The sequence below is a fragment of the Micromonospora sp. NPDC048170 genome, assembly GCF_040652795.1.
GTDB lineage: Bacteria > Actinomycetota > Actinomycetes > Mycobacteriales > Micromonosporaceae > Micromonospora.
Genome location: NZ_JBEZMR010000022.1, coordinates 97,908 through 115,893, shown reverse-complemented (window position 1 = coordinate 115,893; position 17,986 = coordinate 97,908). Strand labels below are relative to the sequence as shown.

At 73.1% G+C, this 17,986-nt stretch carries 15 protein-coding genes; 4 read left to right on the top strand and 11 right to left on the bottom strand.

The window, feature by feature from the left end:
• Both AB0D32_RS23810 and AB0D32_RS23805 read right to left on the bottom strand, forming a co-directional pair.
• A partial coding sequence (locus AB0D32_RS23810; protein WP_357094149.1) for a nitrate- and nitrite sensing domain-containing protein occupies window positions 1-2,185 on the bottom strand: 2,185 nt, incomplete at its 3' end.
• Window positions 2,186-2,284: 99 nt separating this feature from the next.
• Window positions 2,285-3,664 (bottom strand): gluconokinase, encoded by a 1,380-nt coding sequence (locus AB0D32_RS23805; protein ID WP_357094146.1) that lies wholly within the window; start codon window positions 3,662-3,664, stop codon window positions 2,285-2,287.
• Window positions 3,665-3,919: 255 nt separating this feature from the next.
• Here AB0D32_RS23805 and AB0D32_RS23800 point away from each other — a divergent pair, with 255 nt between their 5' ends.
• Window positions 3,920-5,860, top strand: coding sequence for an anthranilate synthase family protein (locus AB0D32_RS23800; protein ID WP_357094141.1), 1,941 nt, complete (start codon window positions 3,920-3,922; stop codon window positions 5,858-5,860).
• 110 nt (window positions 5,861-5,970) lie between these two features.
• Here AB0D32_RS23800 and wrbA read toward each other — a convergent pair whose 3' ends face one another.
• On the bottom strand, window positions 5,971-6,588 hold the full coding sequence (gene wrbA, locus AB0D32_RS23795) for an NAD(P)H:quinone oxidoreductase (protein ID WP_357094136.1): 618 nt from the start codon (window positions 6,586-6,588) through the stop codon (window positions 5,971-5,973).
• Between the two features lie 256 nt (window positions 6,589-6,844).
• On the opposite strand from wrbA, the gene AB0D32_RS23790 reads away from it, so the two are divergent.
• A complete protein-coding gene (locus AB0D32_RS23790) occupies window positions 6,845-7,945 on the top strand; it encodes a winged helix DNA-binding domain-containing protein (RefSeq protein ID WP_357094132.1) in 1,101 nt (366 codons plus the stop codon).
• 60 nt (window positions 7,946-8,005) lie between these two features.
• Here the strand turns inward: AB0D32_RS23790 and ugpC are convergent, their stop codons facing one another.
• The 4 genes from ugpC to AB0D32_RS23770 are packed head-to-tail and all read right to left on the bottom strand — an operon-like array spanning window position 8,006 to window position 12,340.
• Window positions 8,006-9,211: a sn-glycerol-3-phosphate ABC transporter ATP-binding protein UgpC gene (gene ugpC, locus AB0D32_RS23785; protein ID WP_357094128.1), complete on the bottom strand. Its 1,206-nt coding sequence runs from the start codon at window positions 9,209-9,211 to the stop codon at window positions 8,006-8,008.
• A gap of 9 nt (window positions 9,212-9,220) precedes the next feature.
• Entirely contained in the window at window positions 9,221-10,054 is an 834-nt protein-coding gene (locus AB0D32_RS23780; protein ID WP_357094123.1) for a carbohydrate ABC transporter permease, read from the bottom strand.
• A gap of 1 nt (window position 10,055) precedes the next feature.
• A complete protein-coding gene (locus tag AB0D32_RS23775; RefSeq protein ID WP_357094119.1) occupies window positions 10,056-11,054 on the bottom strand; it encodes a sugar ABC transporter permease in 999 nt (332 codons plus the stop codon).
• Complete coding sequence (locus AB0D32_RS23770) at window positions 11,051-12,340, bottom strand: ABC transporter substrate-binding protein (RefSeq protein ID WP_357094115.1); 1,290 nt, start codon at window positions 12,338-12,340, stop codon at window positions 11,051-11,053. Before AB0D32_RS23770 ends, AB0D32_RS23775 begins: the two co-directional genes overlap by 4 nt.
• A gap of 320 nt (window positions 12,341-12,660) precedes the next feature.
• Between AB0D32_RS23770 and AB0D32_RS23765 the strand changes: the two genes are divergently transcribed.
• Both AB0D32_RS23765 and AB0D32_RS23760 read left to right on the top strand, forming a co-directional pair.
• Window positions 12,661-13,092: a hypothetical protein gene (locus tag AB0D32_RS23765; RefSeq protein WP_357094109.1), complete on the top strand. Its 432-nt coding sequence runs from the start codon at window positions 12,661-12,663 to the stop codon at window positions 13,090-13,092.
• 46 nt (window positions 13,093-13,138) lie between these two features.
• Window positions 13,139-13,414 (top strand): hypothetical protein, encoded by a 276-nt coding sequence (locus AB0D32_RS23760; protein WP_357094106.1) that lies wholly within the window; start codon window positions 13,139-13,141, stop codon window positions 13,412-13,414.
• 377 nt (window positions 13,415-13,791) lie between these two features.
• Here the strand turns inward: AB0D32_RS23760 and AB0D32_RS23755 are convergent, their stop codons facing one another.
• The 4 genes from AB0D32_RS23755 to AB0D32_RS23740 are packed head-to-tail and all read right to left on the bottom strand — an operon-like array spanning window position 13,792 to window position 17,885.
• Window positions 13,792-14,775, bottom strand: a complete 984-nt coding sequence (locus tag AB0D32_RS23755; protein ID WP_357094101.1) for a nitroreductase — start codon at window positions 14,773-14,775, stop codon at window positions 13,792-13,794.
• Window positions 14,776-15,864: a hypothetical protein gene (locus tag AB0D32_RS23750; protein ID WP_357094095.1), complete on the bottom strand. Its 1,089-nt coding sequence runs from the start codon at window positions 15,862-15,864 to the stop codon at window positions 14,776-14,778. It abuts the gene before it with no gap.
• The gene (locus AB0D32_RS23745; RefSeq protein ID WP_357094178.1) at window positions 15,861-16,301 is read right to left on the bottom strand and encodes a DUF4188 domain-containing protein; all 441 of its coding nucleotides are present in this window, start codon (window positions 16,299-16,301) and stop codon (window positions 15,861-15,863) included. Before AB0D32_RS23745 ends, AB0D32_RS23750 begins: the two co-directional genes overlap by 4 nt.
• Window positions 16,302-16,304: 3 nt before the next feature.
• On the bottom strand, window positions 16,305-17,885 hold the full coding sequence (locus tag AB0D32_RS23740) for a phenylacetate--CoA ligase family protein (RefSeq protein ID WP_357094090.1): 1,581 nt from the start codon (window positions 17,883-17,885) through the stop codon (window positions 16,305-16,307).
• Between the last annotated feature and the right edge of the window lie 101 nt (window positions 17,886-17,986).

Below are 17,986 nucleotides of genomic sequence, written 5' to 3'. Positions count from 1 at the left end.
CCGGAACCGGCCGGGGCTGCCCGGGTGGGCCCTCCGGCCGCCGCCCGGCCACCGGCAGCTCGCCCGCCGGCTGCCCACCGCCCCACACCGCCGGTCGCCCGGCCACCGGCAGTTCGGCGGGCGGCACGCCGTCCCAGGCCGGCCCGGCGGACAGCATCCGCGCCGGGACGGGCGCCTCCCGCTCCGGCGCCGACGCCAGCAGGTCGCCGGGCAGCCGCACCCGGGCGACCAGTCCGCCCTCGCCACCGGCCAGGCGCACCTCGACGCCCAGCCGGGCGGCCAGGTGGCTCACCACGAACAGGCCCATCCGTTCGACCGTCGCCACGTCGGCGGCGGGCGGGGTGGCGAGCACGGCATTCGCCTCCGCCAGGGCGGTCGGGCTCATGCCGAGCCCCTGGTCGGTGATCTCGATGACCGCCCCGGCGCCGTCGGCCCTGGCGGTGACCGCCACGACCGTGTCCGGACGGGAGAAGGAGGTGGCGTTCTCCAGCAGCTCCGCGAGGATGTGGACCAGCTCGCCGACGACGTGGCCGACGACGTGCAGGGCGGCCATCGATCCGGGCCGCACCCGCTGGTACTGCTCGATCTCGGCGCTGGCGGCCAGCAGCATCGCGCTGAGCCCCACCGGCCGGTTCCACCGGCGGGTCGCCTCGGTGCCGGCCAGCACCAGCAGGCTGTCGTCGTTGCGCCGCATGCGGGCGGCCAGATGGTCCAGCTTGAACAGGTTCTCCAACTGGTCCGGGTCGCTCTCCTCGCGTTCCAGGTCGTCGAGCAGCTCCAGCTGGCGCTCCACGAGCACCTGGCTGCGCCGGGCGAGGTTGACGAACATCGCGTTGACGTTGCGCCGGGTGGTGGCCTGCTCGACGGCGACGTTGACCGCACTGCGGTGCACCGCGACGAACGCCTCCGCCAGCTCGCCGATCTCGTCGAGCGAACGGACCACCGCCGGCGGGACCTCGATCGTGGGGACGCCCCCGGTCACGGTACGCAACCGGTCGAGGGCCTCCGGCAGCTCCAGTTGGGCGATCCGCAGCGCCTGGCCGCGCAGCAGCCGCATCGACCGGGCGATGGACCGGCCGACGAGCACGGAGATGAGCAGGGCGACCAGCAGCACCGTCACGATGCTGCCGACGACCAGCAGCGTGGCCCGCAGCTGCGTCGCGCTGACCTCGTCGGCGTGCCGTACGGCGTCGTCGAGCACCGACGACTCGACCCGGCGGAGCAGCTCCTGCCGCTGCTCGCTGGCCGCCCACCACTGTGGAGACGGCAGCACGGTCGGCGTGGCGGAACCGGTGGGCAGGCTCTGCTCCTCCAGCCGGGCGGCCGCCAGGAACGCCGGGTCCAGCGACGTCTCGTCGTAGCGGCGGACCTGCTCGGCGGTGGCGGCGACCCGGAACGCGCCCAACGCCGTGAGCTGCTGGGCGCGCAGGTCGGTCAGGACCACCCGGTCCTCCACGCCGTACCGGCCGGCGCGGGCGGCCTCGTAGAGCTGGGCCCGCACCCGGGAGGAGAGCTCCTTGACCCGGGCGAGCTGCACGTAGCGCAGCACCGCGTCGCTGAGGGCGGGCCGGTTCTCGCCCGGCGAGGGCTCGGCGAGGAGGCGGAGCAGCGCGTCGACGGCACGGTGGTAGTTGCTGAGGATGGTGTCGCTGCCGAGCACCGCCGGAGGGATCGCGGCCCGGATGTAGATGACCTGGTCGTAGGCCGCCAGCACCTCGGAGTAGGCGACCCGCCACGACGCGTCGGCGTCGGCCAGCGGCTCGGCGGCCCGGCGCAGCTCACGCACCGCCTGGTCGGTGGCGCTCTGCATCGGCTTCAACACGACGATCGCCGCGTCCCGGTCGGCGCCCGCGCCACCACGGCGCAGCTCGCCCAGCTCACCGGCGGCCCGGTCGCGTTCCTGCTGGAGCTGGTGCACCACCGCGACGATCTCCCGGCCGATGCCCACCTGCTGGGCGAAGTCACCCAACGCGGTCGTCCGGCCGACCAGGGTGTGGGTCTGCACGCCGGCCAGCACCAGGAACGCGACCGACGGAATGACCAGCACGGTGGCGAGCTTGGTGCGCATCCGCCAGTCCCGCAACCGGAACGGGGAACGACGGCGGTGTGGCACGACCCGGACGTCGAACCGGCGCCGGCGGTGGTGCGACACCACGCCGTCGGACGGTTCCGGACCTGCCCCCACACCTGCCTCCTGCGTGCCTCGCGTCCGCCGCGAGCCGGGGAGCGGAGTCCATCCAATCAGGCCCGCAAGCCGTGTCAACGGGTCGGGCTGAGGTGCGGCTCAGGAGGGTGAGGCGGGTTCATCCGTCCGGCCGATGGCGGCGAGTCGAGGGGCGTCACCCACGCGGCCCGACGCCACCAGCGCCGCGCCGCTCGCCCCCACCTCGGGGTTGCGCCCGTGCCACACCGGCCGGGGCGCGAGCGCCGCGGCGAACGTCGTACGCCACCAGCCCGAGGCGGCCACCGCTCCCCCGCCGAGCACCACCTCGACCGGCTTGTCGACGGTGGACTCCAGCACGACGAGGTCCTCGGCGACCAGGTCGCACAGCCCCCGCATCAGCCCGGCCAGCATCTCCACCGCCGTCGTGCCGAAGCTCAGGCCCCGCAGTTCGCCCGACCCCGCCGGGGCCAGGCCGGGCGGCCGGTCGCCGCCGAAGCGGACGTTGACCGGCCGACCGCCGTCGGGCGGCACCCGGGCCAGGGCGGCCTCCAGCTCGGCGCCCTCGGGCAGCCGCAGCTCCCGGTTGGCCCAGGCGAAGAGATTGCCGCCGGAGGAGTAGGCGGCGCCCGTCACGACGTGGTCGTGGTCGACGCGGTAGCGCCAGAGCGTCCCGGGCAGCGGCGGCAGGGCCTCTCCCGCCGGGGCGCACTGCACCAGCCGGACCGCCGCCGACGTGCCGACGGTCACCGCCACCCGGTCCGGCCCGACGCAGCCGGAGCCGACGTTCGACGCCGCGCCGTCGCCCACCGGACCCGCCCACGGCGCCTCGGTGAGCTGCGGCCAGCGCCGCGCGTACGCCGGCCGTAGCCGCCCGCGCCACCGCGTCGGGGCCAGCTCGGGCAGCTCGTCGGCGCGGGCGCCGGCCAGTTCGCAGGCCTCGGCGTCCCAGTCCAGCGTCCGCAGGTCCAGCAGGCCCGTGCCGGAGGCCTGGGAGATCGACATGGGTGCCGAGTCGAGCAGCTCGCCCAGCACGTACTCGGCCAGGCCGGCGAACCGGGCGATCCGGCCCCCGGTGTGCTCCCGCAGCCAGGGCAGCCGGACCGACCAGTAGCAGCGGTGCCACCACGTGCCGGTGCGCCGGTGGAAGTCGTCCGCGTCGGCCGGTCCCCTCACCCCGGCAAGGGCCGCGGGGCGGGTGTCCAGCCAGGTCAGCACCGGCCCGAGGGGCGCGCCGTCGGCGCCGACGGGGACCACGGAGTGCCACTGCGCGGACGTCGCCACCAGCGACACATCGCGTAGGTGGCCACCGGCGGCCAACTCGTCCAGGCACTCGGCCAGGCACGCCAGGTAGCCGGGGCCGTCCAGGGTGCCGGCGCCGTCGTCGTGCACGACGAGGCTGACCCTGCGCCGGGCCAGCGCGCCGGGCAACGGCCGGGCCTCCGCGTCCAGCACGAGTCCGCGTACCGAGGAGGTGCCCAGGTCCAGCGCGAGAATGTTCATCGCCGGTCAAGTTACCCGGTGTGCGGCGTCTCGGCGTCCCAGCGGGTGGGCCGTACGCCCGATCGGCTTCCCGTCGTGCGGGCCGGGCCGTAGGGTGGTCGCATGCTCGCGCACCTGTCCTGCTGGTGGCCCGCCGACCCGGCGGCCATCCCCCGCGCGTAGCTTCCCACGCGGCCGCCCGACGAGGCGGCCGCCGGTCTCTCCCCGGCCCTCCCGGTCGCCCGCCAGGGCGCCGCCCGGCCCGAGGAGACCCCGATGCCCCACCTGCCCGAACTGCTGGCCGCCATCACCGGCGGCGTCGACCCCGGCCCGTTCGCGCTCGTCCGACGCGAGGGCACCGCGCACCTGGAGCTGTTCACCGGCACGGTACGCGTGGCGGAGCGGCTCGCCGACCTCCCGCTTCCCGACGGGGCGTCCGGCCCCCGGACCCTGGCGCTGGTGCCCTACCGGCAGGTCACCGAGCGGGGCTTCGCCTGCGTCGACGACGGCGTCCCGCTGGAGTTCCTGGAGATCGCCCGGCACGAGCGGATCGGTGTGGCTGAGGCGCTCGCCGCGCTGCCCGACGTGCCCGTACGCACCACCGACGCCGGCTTCGACGTCACCGACGACGAGTACGCGGCCACCGTCGGCCGGGTGCTCGCCGAGGAGATCGGGCGCGGCGAGGGCGCCAACTTCGTCATCCACCGCTGCCTGCGCGCCACCGTGCAGGGCCCGCCGCTGGTCGCCGCGCTCGCCGCGCTGCGCCGGCTACTGCTGGGCGAGCGGGGGGCGTACTGGACCTTCGTGGTGCACACGGGCACCCGGATCCTGGTCGGGGCCAGCCCGGAGCGGCACGTCAGCGTCGACGACGGTCTGGTCATGATGAACCCGATCAGCGGCACGTTCCGGCACACCGGCGCGGTCCCCGACCGGGCCGCGCTGCTGCGCTTCCTCGCCGACCCCAAGGAGGTCGAGGAGCTGTACATGGTGCTCGACGAGGAGCTGAAGATGATGGCCACGGTCGCCGAGCACGGCGGTCAGGTGGTCGGGCCGTACCTCAAGGAGATGTCCCACCTGGCCCACACGGAGTACCTGCTCGCCGGCCGGGGAACGAAGGACGTGCGGGAGGTGCTGCGGGAGACGATGTTCGCGCCCACCGTCACCGGCAGCCCGATGGAGAACGCCTGCCGGGTCATCGCCCGACACGAGCGCACCGGGCGGCGCTACTACGCCGGGGTGCTGGCGCTGCTCGGGCGCGACGACGCCGGCCGGCAGACCCTGGACGCGCCGATCCTGATCCGTACGGCCGAGATCTCCCCCGCCGGTGCGCTGCGGGTGCCGGTCGGCGCCACCCTGGTCCGGCACTCGACGGCCGAGGGCGAGGTGGCCGAGACGCACGCCAAGGCGGCCGGCGTGCTCGCCGCCCTGGGCCTCGGCCCGCAGGCGCCCGCCACGGGCCCGGATCCCGCCGTACGCCTCGCCGACGACCCGCAGGTCCGGGCCGCGCTGGCCGCGCGCAACGCCCCGCTGGCCCGGTTCTGGCTGGACCAGCGCTCCCCGGGCGCCGGCGCCCTGCCCGGGCTGGCCGGCCGGCGGGCGCTGATCGTCGACGGTGAGGACACCTTCACCGGCATGCTGGCCCACCAGTTGGGCGCGCTCGGCCTGGCCGTGACGCTGCGGCCGTGGCACGCCGCCGGCCCGGTGGACGCCCACGACCTGGTGGTGGTCGGCCCCGGGCCGGGCGACCCGGGCAGCACCACCGAGCCGAAGATGTGCACGATGCGGGGGCTGCTCTCCGAACTGCTCGCCGCGGGCCGGCCGACCCTGGCCGTCTGCCTGGGCCACCAGTTGCTCGCCGGCCTGCTCGGGCTGACGCCGCACCGCCGGGACGCGCCCTACCAGGGGCTCCAGCGGGAGGTGGACGTCTTCGGCACGCCCCGCCGGGTCGGCTTCTACTCGACCTTCACGGCGCGCGCCGACGCCGACCGGTTGGACACCCCGTACGGTCCGGTGGAGCTGGCCCGCGACGCGGCGGACGGGGCGGTGCACGCGCTGCGCGGGCGGGGGTTCGCGGGGGTGCAGTTCCACCCGGAGTCCGTGCTCAGCCCCGGCGGCCTGGCCGTCCTCGCCGACCTGCTGGGCGGGCTGCTGCCGGCGACGGCCGGGACCCCGTCGGGGGCGGCCGGCAGGCTGTCGGAGGCGGCCGAGCGGGCATAGCCGACCCGATCGGGGGTAGGGATCCTGCGACCGGCGGTCCGGACGGGTCGAGAGCCCCCGCCCGGGCCGCCGGTCGCCGCGGCTTCCGCCGGCAGACCGGTACGACCGGCTCAGCCGGTCATCCCCGTCTTCAGCGCGGCACCGATCAGCACCGCCCGCCTGGCGGTCAACGCGGTGGCGCCGAGCGCGATGTCGTCCGGTGCCGTCTCGCCGTTGTTGCTGGTGTGCGAGGCGCCGTAGGGGTTGCCGGCGACGAACTGGCTGGGATCGGTGTAGCCGGGCGTCACCACGACCCCGCCCCAGTGGTAGAAGACATGGAACATCGACAGCAGCGTCGCCTCCTGCCCGCCGTGCGAGGTGGCCGTCGAACAGAACGCGGAATAGACCTTGTTCGCCAGCGCGCCCTGCGACCACAGTGGCCCGGTGGTGTCCATGAACTGCTTGAGCTGGGCGGCCATCACGCCGTACCGGGTCGGGGTCCCGAAGATCACCACGTCGGCCCAGGACAGGTCGTCCAGCTGTGCCTCGGGGACGTCCTGGGTCTCCAGGTGGTGCGCGTGCCAGCCCGAGTTGGAGCGGATCGCCTCGTCCGGCGCCAGCTCGTGCACCTTGCGCAGCCGCACCTCGGCACCCGCGTCACCGGCGGCTTCGCACGCCGCCTGCGCCATCTGGTAGGTGATGCCGGTGGCGCTGTAGTAGATCACCGCGACCTTGGTCTGGGCAGCCATCGGATGTTTCCCTCCTCATGTCGGGTCAGCTCCGGCGACTACCCGTTACTTGCGCCATCAAACGGTCATCCGGCCACGGCATCCCCGGCCGGCCTCCCACGAGCGAGGTCGGTGCCTCCGCCGGAGGCGTCGCCGGCGAAGCGCGGTCAGGGGACGTGTCACCCCGTCGATCCGCCCCTCGGCCGTGCCGGCTGTCACGCGTCGAATGTCGGTTGCGGGTCCTAGGCTGAGGCCCCAGCCGACCGGAGGAGCCTGCATGCCCGTGGACCTGACCGGGCGCGAGGCGCTCGCGCTGCGGATGACCAGCCTGCTGCTCCGCCCGCATCCCACCGTCCACCCGGGCGGGGTGGCCGACGTGGTGGAGTGGTTCGGGGCCATGCAGGCGCAGGACCTGGCCAGCGGCATGTGGTCCCTCGGCGCACGGCTGCCCGCGTTCGACCACGCCGACGTGCACGCCGCGCTCGAACGCCGGGAGGCGCTGCGCACCTGGCCGATGCGGGGCACCGTGCACCTGGTGCCGCCCCGCGACGCCCGCTGGATGCTGGAGTTGACCGGCGTACGTCCGCTGGCCAGCGCCGCGACCCGCCGTACGCAGCTCGGGCTGACCGAGGCCGACGCGGCCCGCGCGGTCGACGTGCTCGGCGCCGCGCTGGTCGACGGCGGCCGGCTCACCCGGGCGGGGTGCCTGGCCACGCTACAGGCGGCCGGCATCGACACCGGCGACCAGCGCGGCTACCACCTGCTCTGGTATGCCAGCGTGCGCGGCGTCACCTGCCTCGCGCCGAACGTGGGCACCGAGCAGACCTTCGCCCTGCTCGACGAGTGGGCGCCGGACCCGCACCGGCCGGAGCGGGACGAGGCCCTCGCGATCCTCGCCCACCGCTACGTCCGTGGGCACGGGCCCGTCTCCGTCCGGGAGTTCGCGGGCTGGACGGGGCTCACGCTCACCGACGCGCGCCGGGGTTTCGCGGCGGCCGGCGACGCCCTGGCCCCCGTGCGGGTCGACGGGGAGAAGGCGCTGGTCGACGCCGCCCTGCTCGACGCGCCCCGCGAGCCGGTCGACGACCTGCTGGTGCTGCCGGGCTTCGACGAGTACCTGCTGGGCTTCAAGGACCGGTCGCTGATGCTCGATCCGGCGCACGGGAACGCGGTCGTACCGGGCGGCAACGGTGTCTTCCGGGCCACCGTCGTGCACGACGGGCGGGTGGTGGGCACCTGGAAGCGGTCCCTGGACAGGACGGGGGTGACGGTCCAGGTGTTCCCGCTGGCGCCGCTCGACCGGGGTCGGGTGGAGCGCGCGCTGAGCCGCTACGCCGCGTTCCTGGGCCGACCGCTCCGCGTCGACTGGCCCGACTGACCCCGGGACGGCAACGGGCGGGTGGGTCGCCGCGGCCCACCCGCCCCCGCGCGTCGTACGTCAGTCGGCGAGCGCCCCGGCCGCCCGTCCCTCGTGCAGGGTCAGGTTGCGCCCGTTGGACGGGTCGAACAGGTGGATCTTCTCGAGGTTGAACCAGACCCGCCGGTTCTGCCCCTCCTGCGCCTCGGACTCGGCCGACAGCCGCGTCACCAGGCTGGTGCCGCCGCCACTGAAGTCGGCACCCGCGTCGGCCGCCAGTTCCTCCAGCTCGGCGGCGCTGGCCCGCTCCCCCTCGACGCTGAAGTAGACGTACTTGTCGGAGCCCATGGACTCGACGATGTCGACCGGCGCCTCGAACTCCATGCCCCGGCGGCGGGTGTCGTCGTCGATCAGCGCGGCGTCCTCGAAGTGCTCCGGCCGGATGCCGAGGATCAGCTCGCGCGGGGCGTCGGCGCCCTCCAGCTCACGCCGGATCCGCTCGCCGATCGGCACGTCGCCCAGCGCCGTACGGAGCCTGCCGTCCTCGACCGCCGCGTGCAGGAAGTTCATCGACGGCGAGCCGATGAACCCGGCGACGAAGAGGTTGCGCGGGTGGTCGTACAGCTCCTGCGGCGGCCCGACCTGCTGCACCGCGCCACCCCGCATGATCACCACCCGGTCGCCGAGGGTCATCGCCTCGGTCTGGTCGTGGGTCACGTAGACGGTGGTGGTGCCGAGCTTCTTCTGCAGGCGCGACACCACGGTACGCATCTGCACCCGCAGCTTGGCGTCGAGGTTGGACAGCGGCTCGTCCATCAGGAAGGCCTTCGGCTGCCGGACGATCGCCCGGCCCATCGCCACCCGCTGGCGCTGGCCGCCGGAGAGGTTGGCCGGCCTGCGGTCCAGCAGCGCGGTCAGTTCCAGGACCTTCGCTGCCTCCTCCACCTTCTGGTTGATCGTCTCCTTGTCCAGTTTGGCCAGCCGCAGCGGGAAGGCCATGTTCTCCCGGACCGTCATGTTCGGGTAGAGGGCGTACGACTGGAACACCATCGCGATGTCCCGGTCCCGGGGGGCCTTGTCGTTGACCCGCTGGCCGGCGATGCGCAGCTCGCCGGAGCTGATGTCCTCCAGCCCCGCGATCATGTTCAGGGTGGTGGACTTCCCGCACCCGGACGGGCCGACCAGGATGACGAACTCGCCGTCGGCGATCTCCAGGTCGACGTCGGCCACCGCGACGGTCCCGTCGGGGAACTTCTTGCTCACCTTGTCGAGCACGATGTCAGCCATGAGTACCACCTATCCCTTGACTGCGCCGGAGGTCAGGCCGGACACGATGCGGCGCTGGAAGAAGAGGACGAACAGGATGATCGGCACGGTGATCACCACGGCGGCGGCGCAGATCGCCCCGGTGGGGTCCTCGAACTGCGACTCGCCGGTGAAGAACGACAGCGCCACCGGCACCGTGCGGGCCCGCTCGGTGGAGGTCAGCGTGATGGCGAAGAGGAAGTCGTTCCAGCAGAAGATGAAGACCAGGATCGCCGTGGTGAACAGCCCCGGCGCGGCCAGCGGGGCGATGACCCGCCGGAACGCCTGCGCCTGCGTCGCGCCGTCCATCTTCGCCGCCTTCTCCAGGTCCCACGGGATCTGCTTGAAGAACGCCGACAGCGTGTAGATCGCCAGCGGCAGCGCGAAGGTGATGTACGGCAGGATCAGGCCCGGCCAGGTGTCGAAGAGGCCGAGCTGCCGCTCGATCTCGAACAGTGGCGACACGAGCGACACCTGCGGGAACATCGCGATCAGCAGGGAGACCCCGACCAGCAGCCGCTTGCCGGGGAAGTCCAGCCGGGAGATCGCGTACGCGGCCATGGCGCCGAGCACCACGGCGATCACGGTGGCGATCAGCGCGATGCCGATCGAGTTGACCAGGGCCCGGACGAACTGGTCGGTGGCGAAGATCGACCGGTAGTTGTCCAGCGTCCAGGCCTGTGGGATGAACTTGCCGTCGGTCAGGGTCTCCGGGGTCTTGAACGACAGCGACATGATCCAGAGGACCGGGACCAGCGCGAAGACGACCACTATCGCGTCCAGCAGGCCCCAGCGCAGCTTGGCCCGAGTGGTGGTGTCAGCCATCTCAACGCCTCTCCCCGTCGTCGCTGCCGGGAGCAGCGGTACCGAACAGCTTCACGAAGACGAAGGCGATGATCGCCACGGTGAGGAAGATCAGCACCGACATCGTCGACCCGATGCCGAGGTTCAGGCCCCGGATCAGGTTGTTGTAGGCGAGCATCGACACCGACGAGGTCTCGTTGCCGCCCGCGGTCAGCACGAAGATGTTGTCGAACACCCGGAACGCGTCCAGGGTGCGGAACAGCAGCGCGACCAGGATCGCCGGCTTCATCACCGGCAGCATCACCTTCGTGAAGCGCTGCCAGGAGGTGGCGCCGTCGGTGGAGGCGGCCTTGAGCAGATCCTCCGGCACCAGGGCCAGGCCGGCCATCAGCAGCAGCGCCATGAACGGCGTCGTCTTCCAGATCTCGGCCAGCATGATGATCGCCAGCGAGCTGGCCCGCTCGGTGAGCGGCGCGCCGTCGCTGAACAGGTTGGCCAGGTAGCCGGTGCCGGGCGTCCACGCGTACCGCCAGGAGAACGCCGCGACGACCGTGACGATGCCGTACGGGATCAGCGCGGCGGTCCGCACGATGCCCCGGCCGACCAGCGTACGGTGCATGATCAGCGCGAGTCCCATGCCGAGCACCAGCTCGACGGCGACGGTGACCACCGTGATCAGCGCGGTGACCCCGAACGCCGTCCACCAGAACTCGTTGGTCAGCACGGTGACGTAGTTCTCCAGCCCGACGAACTCACGCTCGGCGGGAAAGCGCAGGTCGAAACGCTGGAGCGACAGCCAGACCGAGTAGATGATCGGGTACGCCGTCACCAGCAGCATGACCAGCGCGGCGGGTGCGCAGAGCAGCCAGCCCAGCCGGCGCTCGGCCTTCTTGTTCTCGCTCAGCGGGGGTTTGCGGCCCCCGCCGGCGCGCTGGGCCGGCACCTTGGCGTCCCGGCCGGACCGCGCCGCGGTCTCCGCGGCGGTCGCGTCGGTGCCCGCCGGCGTGGCGTTCACGCTCATGGCAGGACCCCCTTCGATTCGAGGGCGTCGGCGATGGCGTCGCGCAGCTCGTCGGCGGTCTGCTCGGGCCGGATCTCCGACGGCGGCGACAGGATCGCCGACATGACGGTGGAGATGCTCTGGTACGCCGGGGTCAGCGGCCGGACCGCCGGGTCCTTGAGTTCCTCGAGGATGGTGTCCCGCATCGGGTACGCCTCGGCCATCTCCGGCTCGTCGTACACCTTCTCGATGGTCGGCGGCACGCCGTCGTTGATGGCGGAGAACTTCTGGTTCTTCTCGTTGCGCAGGCACCGGGCCGCCTCGAAGGACTCCTCGGGGTGCTTCGAGTAGGCGCTGACCGCCATGTTGACCCCGCCGATGGTGACCTTGCTCGGGGTGTTCTCGTCGACGCCCGGGACGCGCGCCCAGCCGACCTGCTTCGCCAGCTCCGGGTTGGCCTCCTGCATCGCCGGGTAGACGAACGGCCAGTTCACCTGGAAGGCGCCGTCGCCGGACTGGAACTCCAGCCGCACCGGGTCCTCGGTGGCGTTGCTGAACGACGGCGAGGCCACGCCCGACGTGGCGAAGCGCTGGAGCTGTTCCAGCGCCCGGACGGTGCCGGCGTCCATCACGGCCTGCTTGCCGTCGTCGCTGAGGATCTTTCCCCCGGCGCTCTCGGCGAGGGTGTTGTAGAGGACGACGAGGCCCTCGTACTGGGCGCCCATGGTGAGCACCTGGTGCGGCTTGCCCTGCTGCTTCAACTCCTGGGCGGCGGAGATCATCTGATCCCACGTCTTCGGCGGCTGCGGCACCAGGTCCTTGCGGTACCAGAGCAGCTGGACGTTGGTGTTCTTCGGCGCAGCGTAGAGCTTGTCCTCGTAGCGGGCGGTCTCCAGCGGTCCGGCGAGGGTCCCCCGCTCCACCTCCGCCTTGTCCTGCCCGGTCCACTCCAGGATCCAGTCCGCGCTGGCGAACTCCTGGGTCCACGTCACGTCGAGGCCGAGGACGTCCATCCCGGTGTCCTGCGCGGCCAGCCGACGCACCATCTGCACCCGCTGGTCGTCGGCCTGCCGGGGCAGCACCCGGTAGACGATCTTGTAACGTCCCCCGGCCTGCGCGTTGCAGTCGTCGACCACCTTCTGCATGTTCTGCTCCGGCGGGTGGTACAGGTTGATCGTGGGCGTGCCGCCGTCCTCGCCGGAACCGCAGGCGGCCGCCATCGGCGCCACCAGCGTCAACGCCGCGGCGGCGGCCACCGCGCGCACGCGTGGCCGCCGTCGGCGGCGGGCCTTGTCAGGGCCGCTCATCGCCCCTCCCCTCGTGTCGGCCAAGGCCGGGGTGAGGCTTCGTGCCCCGGCGCACGGCGAGCCGCTCGGAGCGTCTGACCAGTGCTTTCGTCGCCCCGGACGTTTCGTGGCCCCAACACTGCCCGACCTGCGAAGTTGCGAAACCTGACGCTGATGGGACGGCGCCGACAACGCCGGATGTGGCGCAGATCACCGCGATACGGGTGGTGGGTCCGACCGTCCGTGGACGGGTGAGCTGCCCGATCGGTGGGTTCTCGCGGGAACCTCCCTCCACCGCTGGACCGGTTGGGCAGGATCGTCCCCAACGAGGAGGTGTCGTCGTGCAGGACACCCGCGCTCTCGCCCTGACGTTCGAGGTGAGCGGCCTGCCACCGGTCAAGGCCGAGGCGCTGTCCATCTTCGCCGCCGGGCATCGGCAGGCGACGAGGGTCCACGCCCTGCTCCAGGCGGCCTGTGCGGCGGCCCAGCGCACCGGCTGGACCCCGCTGTCCGGGCCGGTCGAGGTGGACCTCGTGCTGCGCTGCCCGCCCGGGCACCGCACCTCCGACGCCAGCACCCTGCTGGGCGGGGTGTGCGCGGTGCTCCAGGACAAGAAGCGGGTCACCAGCATCGGCCTGGCCCACCTCGGCGTCCTCGTGGACGTCGCCCTCTACGACGACGACCGGCAGATCCGCCGGCTGTCGTACGCGGAGGAGCCGGCGGAGGACTTCTCGTACCAGGTGCGGGTGGCCGCCGTACCGCACGTGGTTTGACCGAGGGCGGCGGTGGGGTACCGCGACGCCGACGAAGGGAGCGCCGATGTCGGAGCCACATGTCACGCTGGACCCCCGTGGGCTGGATCCCGTGCAGCAGAAGCTGCGGGGCCCGCTGGAGGACCAGCTGACCTCGGCGTTGCAGGCCGCCACGGAGCGGGTCAGCGCCAGCTACGCCGGCGAGCCGGTCGAGCAGGTCTGCCAGCGACTGCTGGACGAGACGCGCTCGGGGCTGCACCCCGACATCGCCGCCGGGTTCCAGCCGGACATGGACGAGTTCTGCCGGGTGGCGGTGGCGATCGTGCGCCGCGAGGTCTCCTGAGAGCGTTGCCCCCACGGGGAGTCGCCGTGCCGCACCGCCGACGGCCGCCGAGCACGGGGTGGTCAGGACCGGGGCCGCAACTCCCCGGTCCTGCCCCAGCCGTCCGGTGTCGTGGCGGGCGCGCCGGATGAGCGCGTGGGCAGGGCACGCCGCCCACGCCGGGCTCAACACGGCGAGCCTGCCGCCTGCACTCAGCTCAATGTGCCCGACCACCGGACTTCGGCACGCCCCCGACTCACCCCGACGAGCCGCGAGCGCCGGATCAGGTTAGGCGCGCCGCTCCGAGCCGGACAAGGACGAACCGGGGCCGACCGGGCGTGATTGATGTCGAGGTGGAAAAGCGGCATGTCGACGTAACGCGACCCCACGGGCCGGCGCTATTTCCCGTCGAGGCGACCACCGCCGATCCGGCGCGCCGAGGGTTCCGCGGGACTCACCGGCCGGCCTACCCGGGCGACGTGGAGCAGGCGCTCCGACGCCACGCCCAGCAACGAGCCGAGGGCGACACGGGTGGCGGGCGCGTCGATGAGCTGGCTCAGCGGATGCGCCGCCAGCCCGGCCGTGTGCAGGGTCAGCCAGGCACGCGCGAGCACCCGCCCGAACTCGACCTGCGTCGCGTCGTTCGAGCCGGGCGGTCCGACCAGGATGATCACGGCGCCACCGAGCGCGAGCGGATTGCCGGACGCCGCCGCGAGGAGCCGCGGCAGGCCCAGCCGGCGCAGCACCGGGTACGCCGCCAGCGCCGCCCGCAGCATGGCCGCCTCGCCCCGGGACAGCCCCAGGCAGCGGTCGGTGAGCCCGTCGGCGTGGTAGTCGGGGTGCGCGGGCGTGAGCCGCAGCCACGACCGCAACTCGCCGACCACCGCGGGATCCGCGTACACCTGCCGGTCGGCGACCCGCAACAGGCGGGCCAGCAGGCCGGCGTCCGGTATGGTCCGGACCGTCCCGCCCGACGACCGCGCGATCGCGTCGACGGCCGCTGTCACCTCGGCGTCGGGGCCGGCCGAGAACCGGCCCCGGTGGGTGCGCCGGGCCCGCACCTGCGCCGCGCCGAACGGGGTGTCGTAGCGGTGCGGGGACACCCGAAGCCAGCCCACCCGGCGGTCCTCGGCACAGTGGTCTGCGACGAACTCCAGCCGGAGTCCGGCGTCGGCCGCCACGACCAGGCAGGTCTCGACGAAGGCCCCCAGGGAGAGCCGCAGATCCCGACCGCAGGGATCGGCCGCCGGCAGCGTGTACGCCTGCTCCCAACCCACCCGGACCGCCCCGTCCTGGTGGTCGAGCCGCCACGGCTGGGTGTTGTGTGCGCTCGGCGCCCGCCAGCAGAGCGGCTCCAGCGCGCGGAACGCCGCGAGTTCCATCTACAGCGCCTTCTCGTAGAAGGTGTACCCGTGCAGCGGCCGGCCGCCCAGCGCCCGGTACTGCGCGGCCGAAGCCGGGTTGTCCCGTCCGACGTAGGTGCTGCGCAGCGTCGTGTACCCGCCGCTGTGCAGGTTGCGGCGCAGCACGGCGGAGAGCAGCCGCTGGTATCCGCGCCCCTGGTACTCGGGCAGCACGCCCTTGACGATCAGCACCGCCTCCCGCCGGTACCGGCGGCGGACCGCCAGCAGCCGGAGCTGGTTGACCAGGTTGAGGTTGCCCCGGACCCGGACCACGAACTCGCTGATGTCCGGTACGCACAGCACGAACGCCACCGGCCGCCCCGCCCGGGTCAGGTAGAGCAGCAGTGACTCGTCCAGCAGGTACGCGAGCCCGTCGGTCTGCCGGCGCAGTTGCGCGGCGGAGATCTCGGTGTAGTAGCCGAGCTGGGCGAAGGACGCGTTCAGCAGCTCGCGCAGCAGGTCGAGTTGGTCGGCGAGCCGACGGACGTCGCCCCGGTGCACCGCCAGCTCCGCGCCGTCCGCGTCGGTGCGGAGCGGGGCGTCCTCCCCGGCGGGGACCGGGCAGATCCAGGTGTCCGACTCGAAGCGCCGGCGGAATCCGTACGACTCGTACGCGCTCACGTATCGCGGCGGGTTCCAGGCGCTGTCGATGAAGCCCCGGTCGGCGTACCCGGAGGTGATGACCCCGCCCGACTGGTTGGGCAGCAACGCCACCGGGCCGAAGAGGACGTCCCGGTCCCCGGCGGCGCGGGCGGCGGTGGCGATCGCCTCGAACAGGGGTCGCGCCGCCGGGTCGGTGAACTCGGTGAGCCCGAAGAGCTGGCACCGGCGACCGAGCCTGGCGTCGAAGGCGGCGTCGGTGTGCAGGGTGGTCCGGCCCACGACAGCGCCGGTGGCGCCGTCCCGGAGCAGGTACATCGGCACCCCGTCGCGCCACCAGCGGCGTACCTGCTGGCGCGACGGCGGCACGAAGCGCGGCTCGTCGGCGTACACCCGGTCGGTGAGCGTGAGGAACTCCCGCAGGCCGCGCCGGTCGACGACCCGCTCGAACCCGCTCGTGGCGGTCACCGCCGCACCGCCGGTCCGGTCGTCTCCGAGCCCAGCGGGGTGAAGGTCGGGATGAGCGCCATCTCGGTGGACTCGGCCCGCCACAGCCCGTTGGAGTAGCCGTCGGGTTCGGCGGTGAAGAGCCGGATGTAGCCAGCGGTCGCGTTGCGGTTGCCGTCTGTCACCCAGGTCATCAGCCGGCGATGGTGCCGGGAGCGGGCGAAGCGCAGCATGGCGTCGCGGTCGGCGAAGAACGCGATCGTGCCGAGCGTGAACGGGAACTCCCAGTACACCGTGTGCCAGCGGTATCCGGACATCCGGCGCAGGTCACGGACCATCCGCAGCCAGGCCGGGACGAGCCGCAGGATCGCCAGCGGTCCGCGGTAGCGGGTCGCGCCGACGAACATGGCGCCGGCCCGCGCCTGCGCCGGGGCCTGGGAAAAGTCACGGGTACGCATCACTCAGCCCACCAGGTAGACGTTCTTGAGCTTCTGCTGTCCGGCGAACGGGCCGGTGCCCGGTTCGTGCAGCTCGACGCGGAGGTCACCGGCGGTCGGGTCCTCGGTCAGTGACTGCGCGAAGTCGCGGGAGACCACCGCGAGGTGCCGGCGCACCCCGGTCCGGCAGGCCGCGACGAGATCCTCGCGAGCCGCCCCGGACAGTGGGCGTCGCAGTTCGAGGTGGACGACCGGCCGGGTCTCCAGCGCGGCGTCCTCGGCCAGCGCCAGGCAGAACCGGCTGATCTCGGCGGCGTACGGGTTGCCGGTGTAGAGGCCGTACTCGACGTCCTGCGGATAGAGGTTGGCGCCCAGGTACGACACCGTGGAGTCGCGCCGGCCGAACAGCAGCAGCACCGGCAGGGTCATCCGCTCGCTGGCCAACGCCGTACGACACTCGGCCCACCGGTCCGGGTCGCCGCGGAGCAGGTCGAGGATGCGCCGGTAGCCGACGAGCAGCGCCTCGTCGCCGACGTTGTACCGCAGCCGCGGCTGGAGGACGTCGGGGCTGGTGATCGTGCAGAGCAGTTCCCGACGATCGTTGGTCTCCAGATAGGTGGCCAACGGGTTGTACTGGAACACCATCGGCAACCGCTGCTCGTCCGCGCCGAGCAGCGCCGCCCTCAGCTCGGGATCGTCACGCAGGCGTCGCCGCAACCACACGGTGAACCGGGTCTCCGCGCCGATCCCGATGGACAGGTCCGAGGCGCCGTACGCCGACCGGACCCGCAGGAAGCGTTCCTCCAGATAGCCGCGCAGCGCCTCCGTCATCCCCTCTCCCCCACAGCTGGCGAAGATGCGGTGGCGCGACCAGTCGAAGCCCTCGGCGTCGAGCCGGTCCCGCAGGTGTTTCAGGAACGGCGGGTACGCGGTCACCAGGTAGTCGAAGTCCGGGCCGAACTCGCGGAGCGTGTCGACGATCTTGCCGAGGTCCGGGCCGGTGTTCTTGACCACCGCGATGCGGGCCATCGCGGCGCCGGTCGTCGTCCCGGTCGCCCAGGCGCCCATCGAGTACGCGTTGATGACGAACGGGCGACGCATCGGAAAGACCAGGCTGGTGTAGCCGGCGATGTCGCGGTGCACCGCACGCAGTTCCCGCTCGCCGCGCGGCCAGTTGAACGGCCGGCCGGACGAGCCGGCCGACTCGTCGACCACCACGCCCCGGGCCGGCAGTCGTCCACCCCGGCAGCGCCGGGCAGCGTCGAAGGGGACGACGTAACTCACCTTGTCGGTCTCCGGGAAGTCGCGCAGCCGGCGGCGGATCCCGCCCGGCCGAGCACGCAGGAAGGCGCGGTACGCCGGGACGTCCAGCGCGGCGAGCGCGCACCCCGCACGTGCGTTGGCCGCCGCGAGCAGGTCCAGCATCGGGTGGTGCCGCCCGGCCAGCCACCGCCACGACGTGGGATGCCGACCGGCGAGCCGCACCGCCGCCCCGAGTGCGCGACCGAAGATCGTCAGACGTGCCCGGCGCCAGCGTTCGCCGGCCGTCAGACTCAGTGCCGCGAGGGGGGACGGATCAGGGTGTCGAAGCAGCGTCTCGGCCATGACAGCATCCTCGGGGTGCCCGGCCAGGGGTGCCTGAGCTGTCGCACGGGCCGGTGCTGAGTATCCGTACCCAACTGGGGCCTTCGCGGCGACGACAGCAG

What these genes read in the sequence shown, in the direction of transcription:
- AB0D32_RS23805 (WP_357094146.1), bottom strand. Translation starts at nt 3,664, where the DNA reads ATGAACATTCTCGCGCTGGACCTGGGCACCTCCTCGGTACGCGGACTC.
- AB0D32_RS23800 (WP_357094141.1), top strand. Translation starts at nt 3,920, where the DNA reads ATGCCCCACCTGCCCGAACTGCTGGCCGCCATCACCGGCGGCGTCGAC.
- wrbA (WP_357094136.1), bottom strand. Translation starts at nt 6,588, where the DNA reads ATGGCTGCCCAGACCAAGGTCGCGGTGATCTACTACAGCGCCACCGGC.
- AB0D32_RS23790 (WP_357094132.1), top strand. Translation starts at nt 6,845, where the DNA reads ATGCCCGTGGACCTGACCGGGCGCGAGGCGCTCGCGCTGCGGATGACC.
- ugpC (WP_357094128.1), bottom strand. Translation starts at nt 9,211, where the DNA reads ATGGCTGACATCGTGCTCGACAAGGTGAGCAAGAAGTTCCCCGACGGG.
- AB0D32_RS23780 (WP_357094123.1), bottom strand. Translation starts at nt 10,054, where the DNA reads ATGGCTGACACCACCACTCGGGCCAAGCTGCGCTGGGGCCTGCTGGAC.
- AB0D32_RS23775 (WP_357094119.1), bottom strand. Translation starts at nt 11,054, where the DNA reads ATGAGCGTGAACGCCACGCCGGCGGGCACCGACGCGACCGCCGCGGAG.
- AB0D32_RS23770 (WP_357094115.1), bottom strand. Translation starts at nt 12,340, where the DNA reads ATGAGCGGCCCTGACAAGGCCCGCCGCCGACGGCGGCCACGCGTGCGC.
- AB0D32_RS23760 (WP_357094106.1), top strand. Translation starts at nt 13,139, where the DNA reads ATGTCGGAGCCACATGTCACGCTGGACCCCCGTGGGCTGGATCCCGTG.
- AB0D32_RS23755 (WP_357094101.1), bottom strand. Translation starts at nt 14,775, where the DNA reads ATGGAACTCGCGGCGTTCCGCGCGCTGGAGCCGCTCTGCTGGCGGGCG.
- AB0D32_RS23745 (WP_357094178.1), bottom strand. Translation starts at nt 16,301, where the DNA reads ATGCGTACCCGTGACTTTTCCCAGGCCCCGGCGCAGGCGCGGGCCGGC.
- AB0D32_RS23740 (WP_357094090.1), bottom strand. Translation starts at nt 17,885, where the DNA reads ATGGCCGAGACGCTGCTTCGACACCCTGATCCGTCCCCCCTCGCGGCA.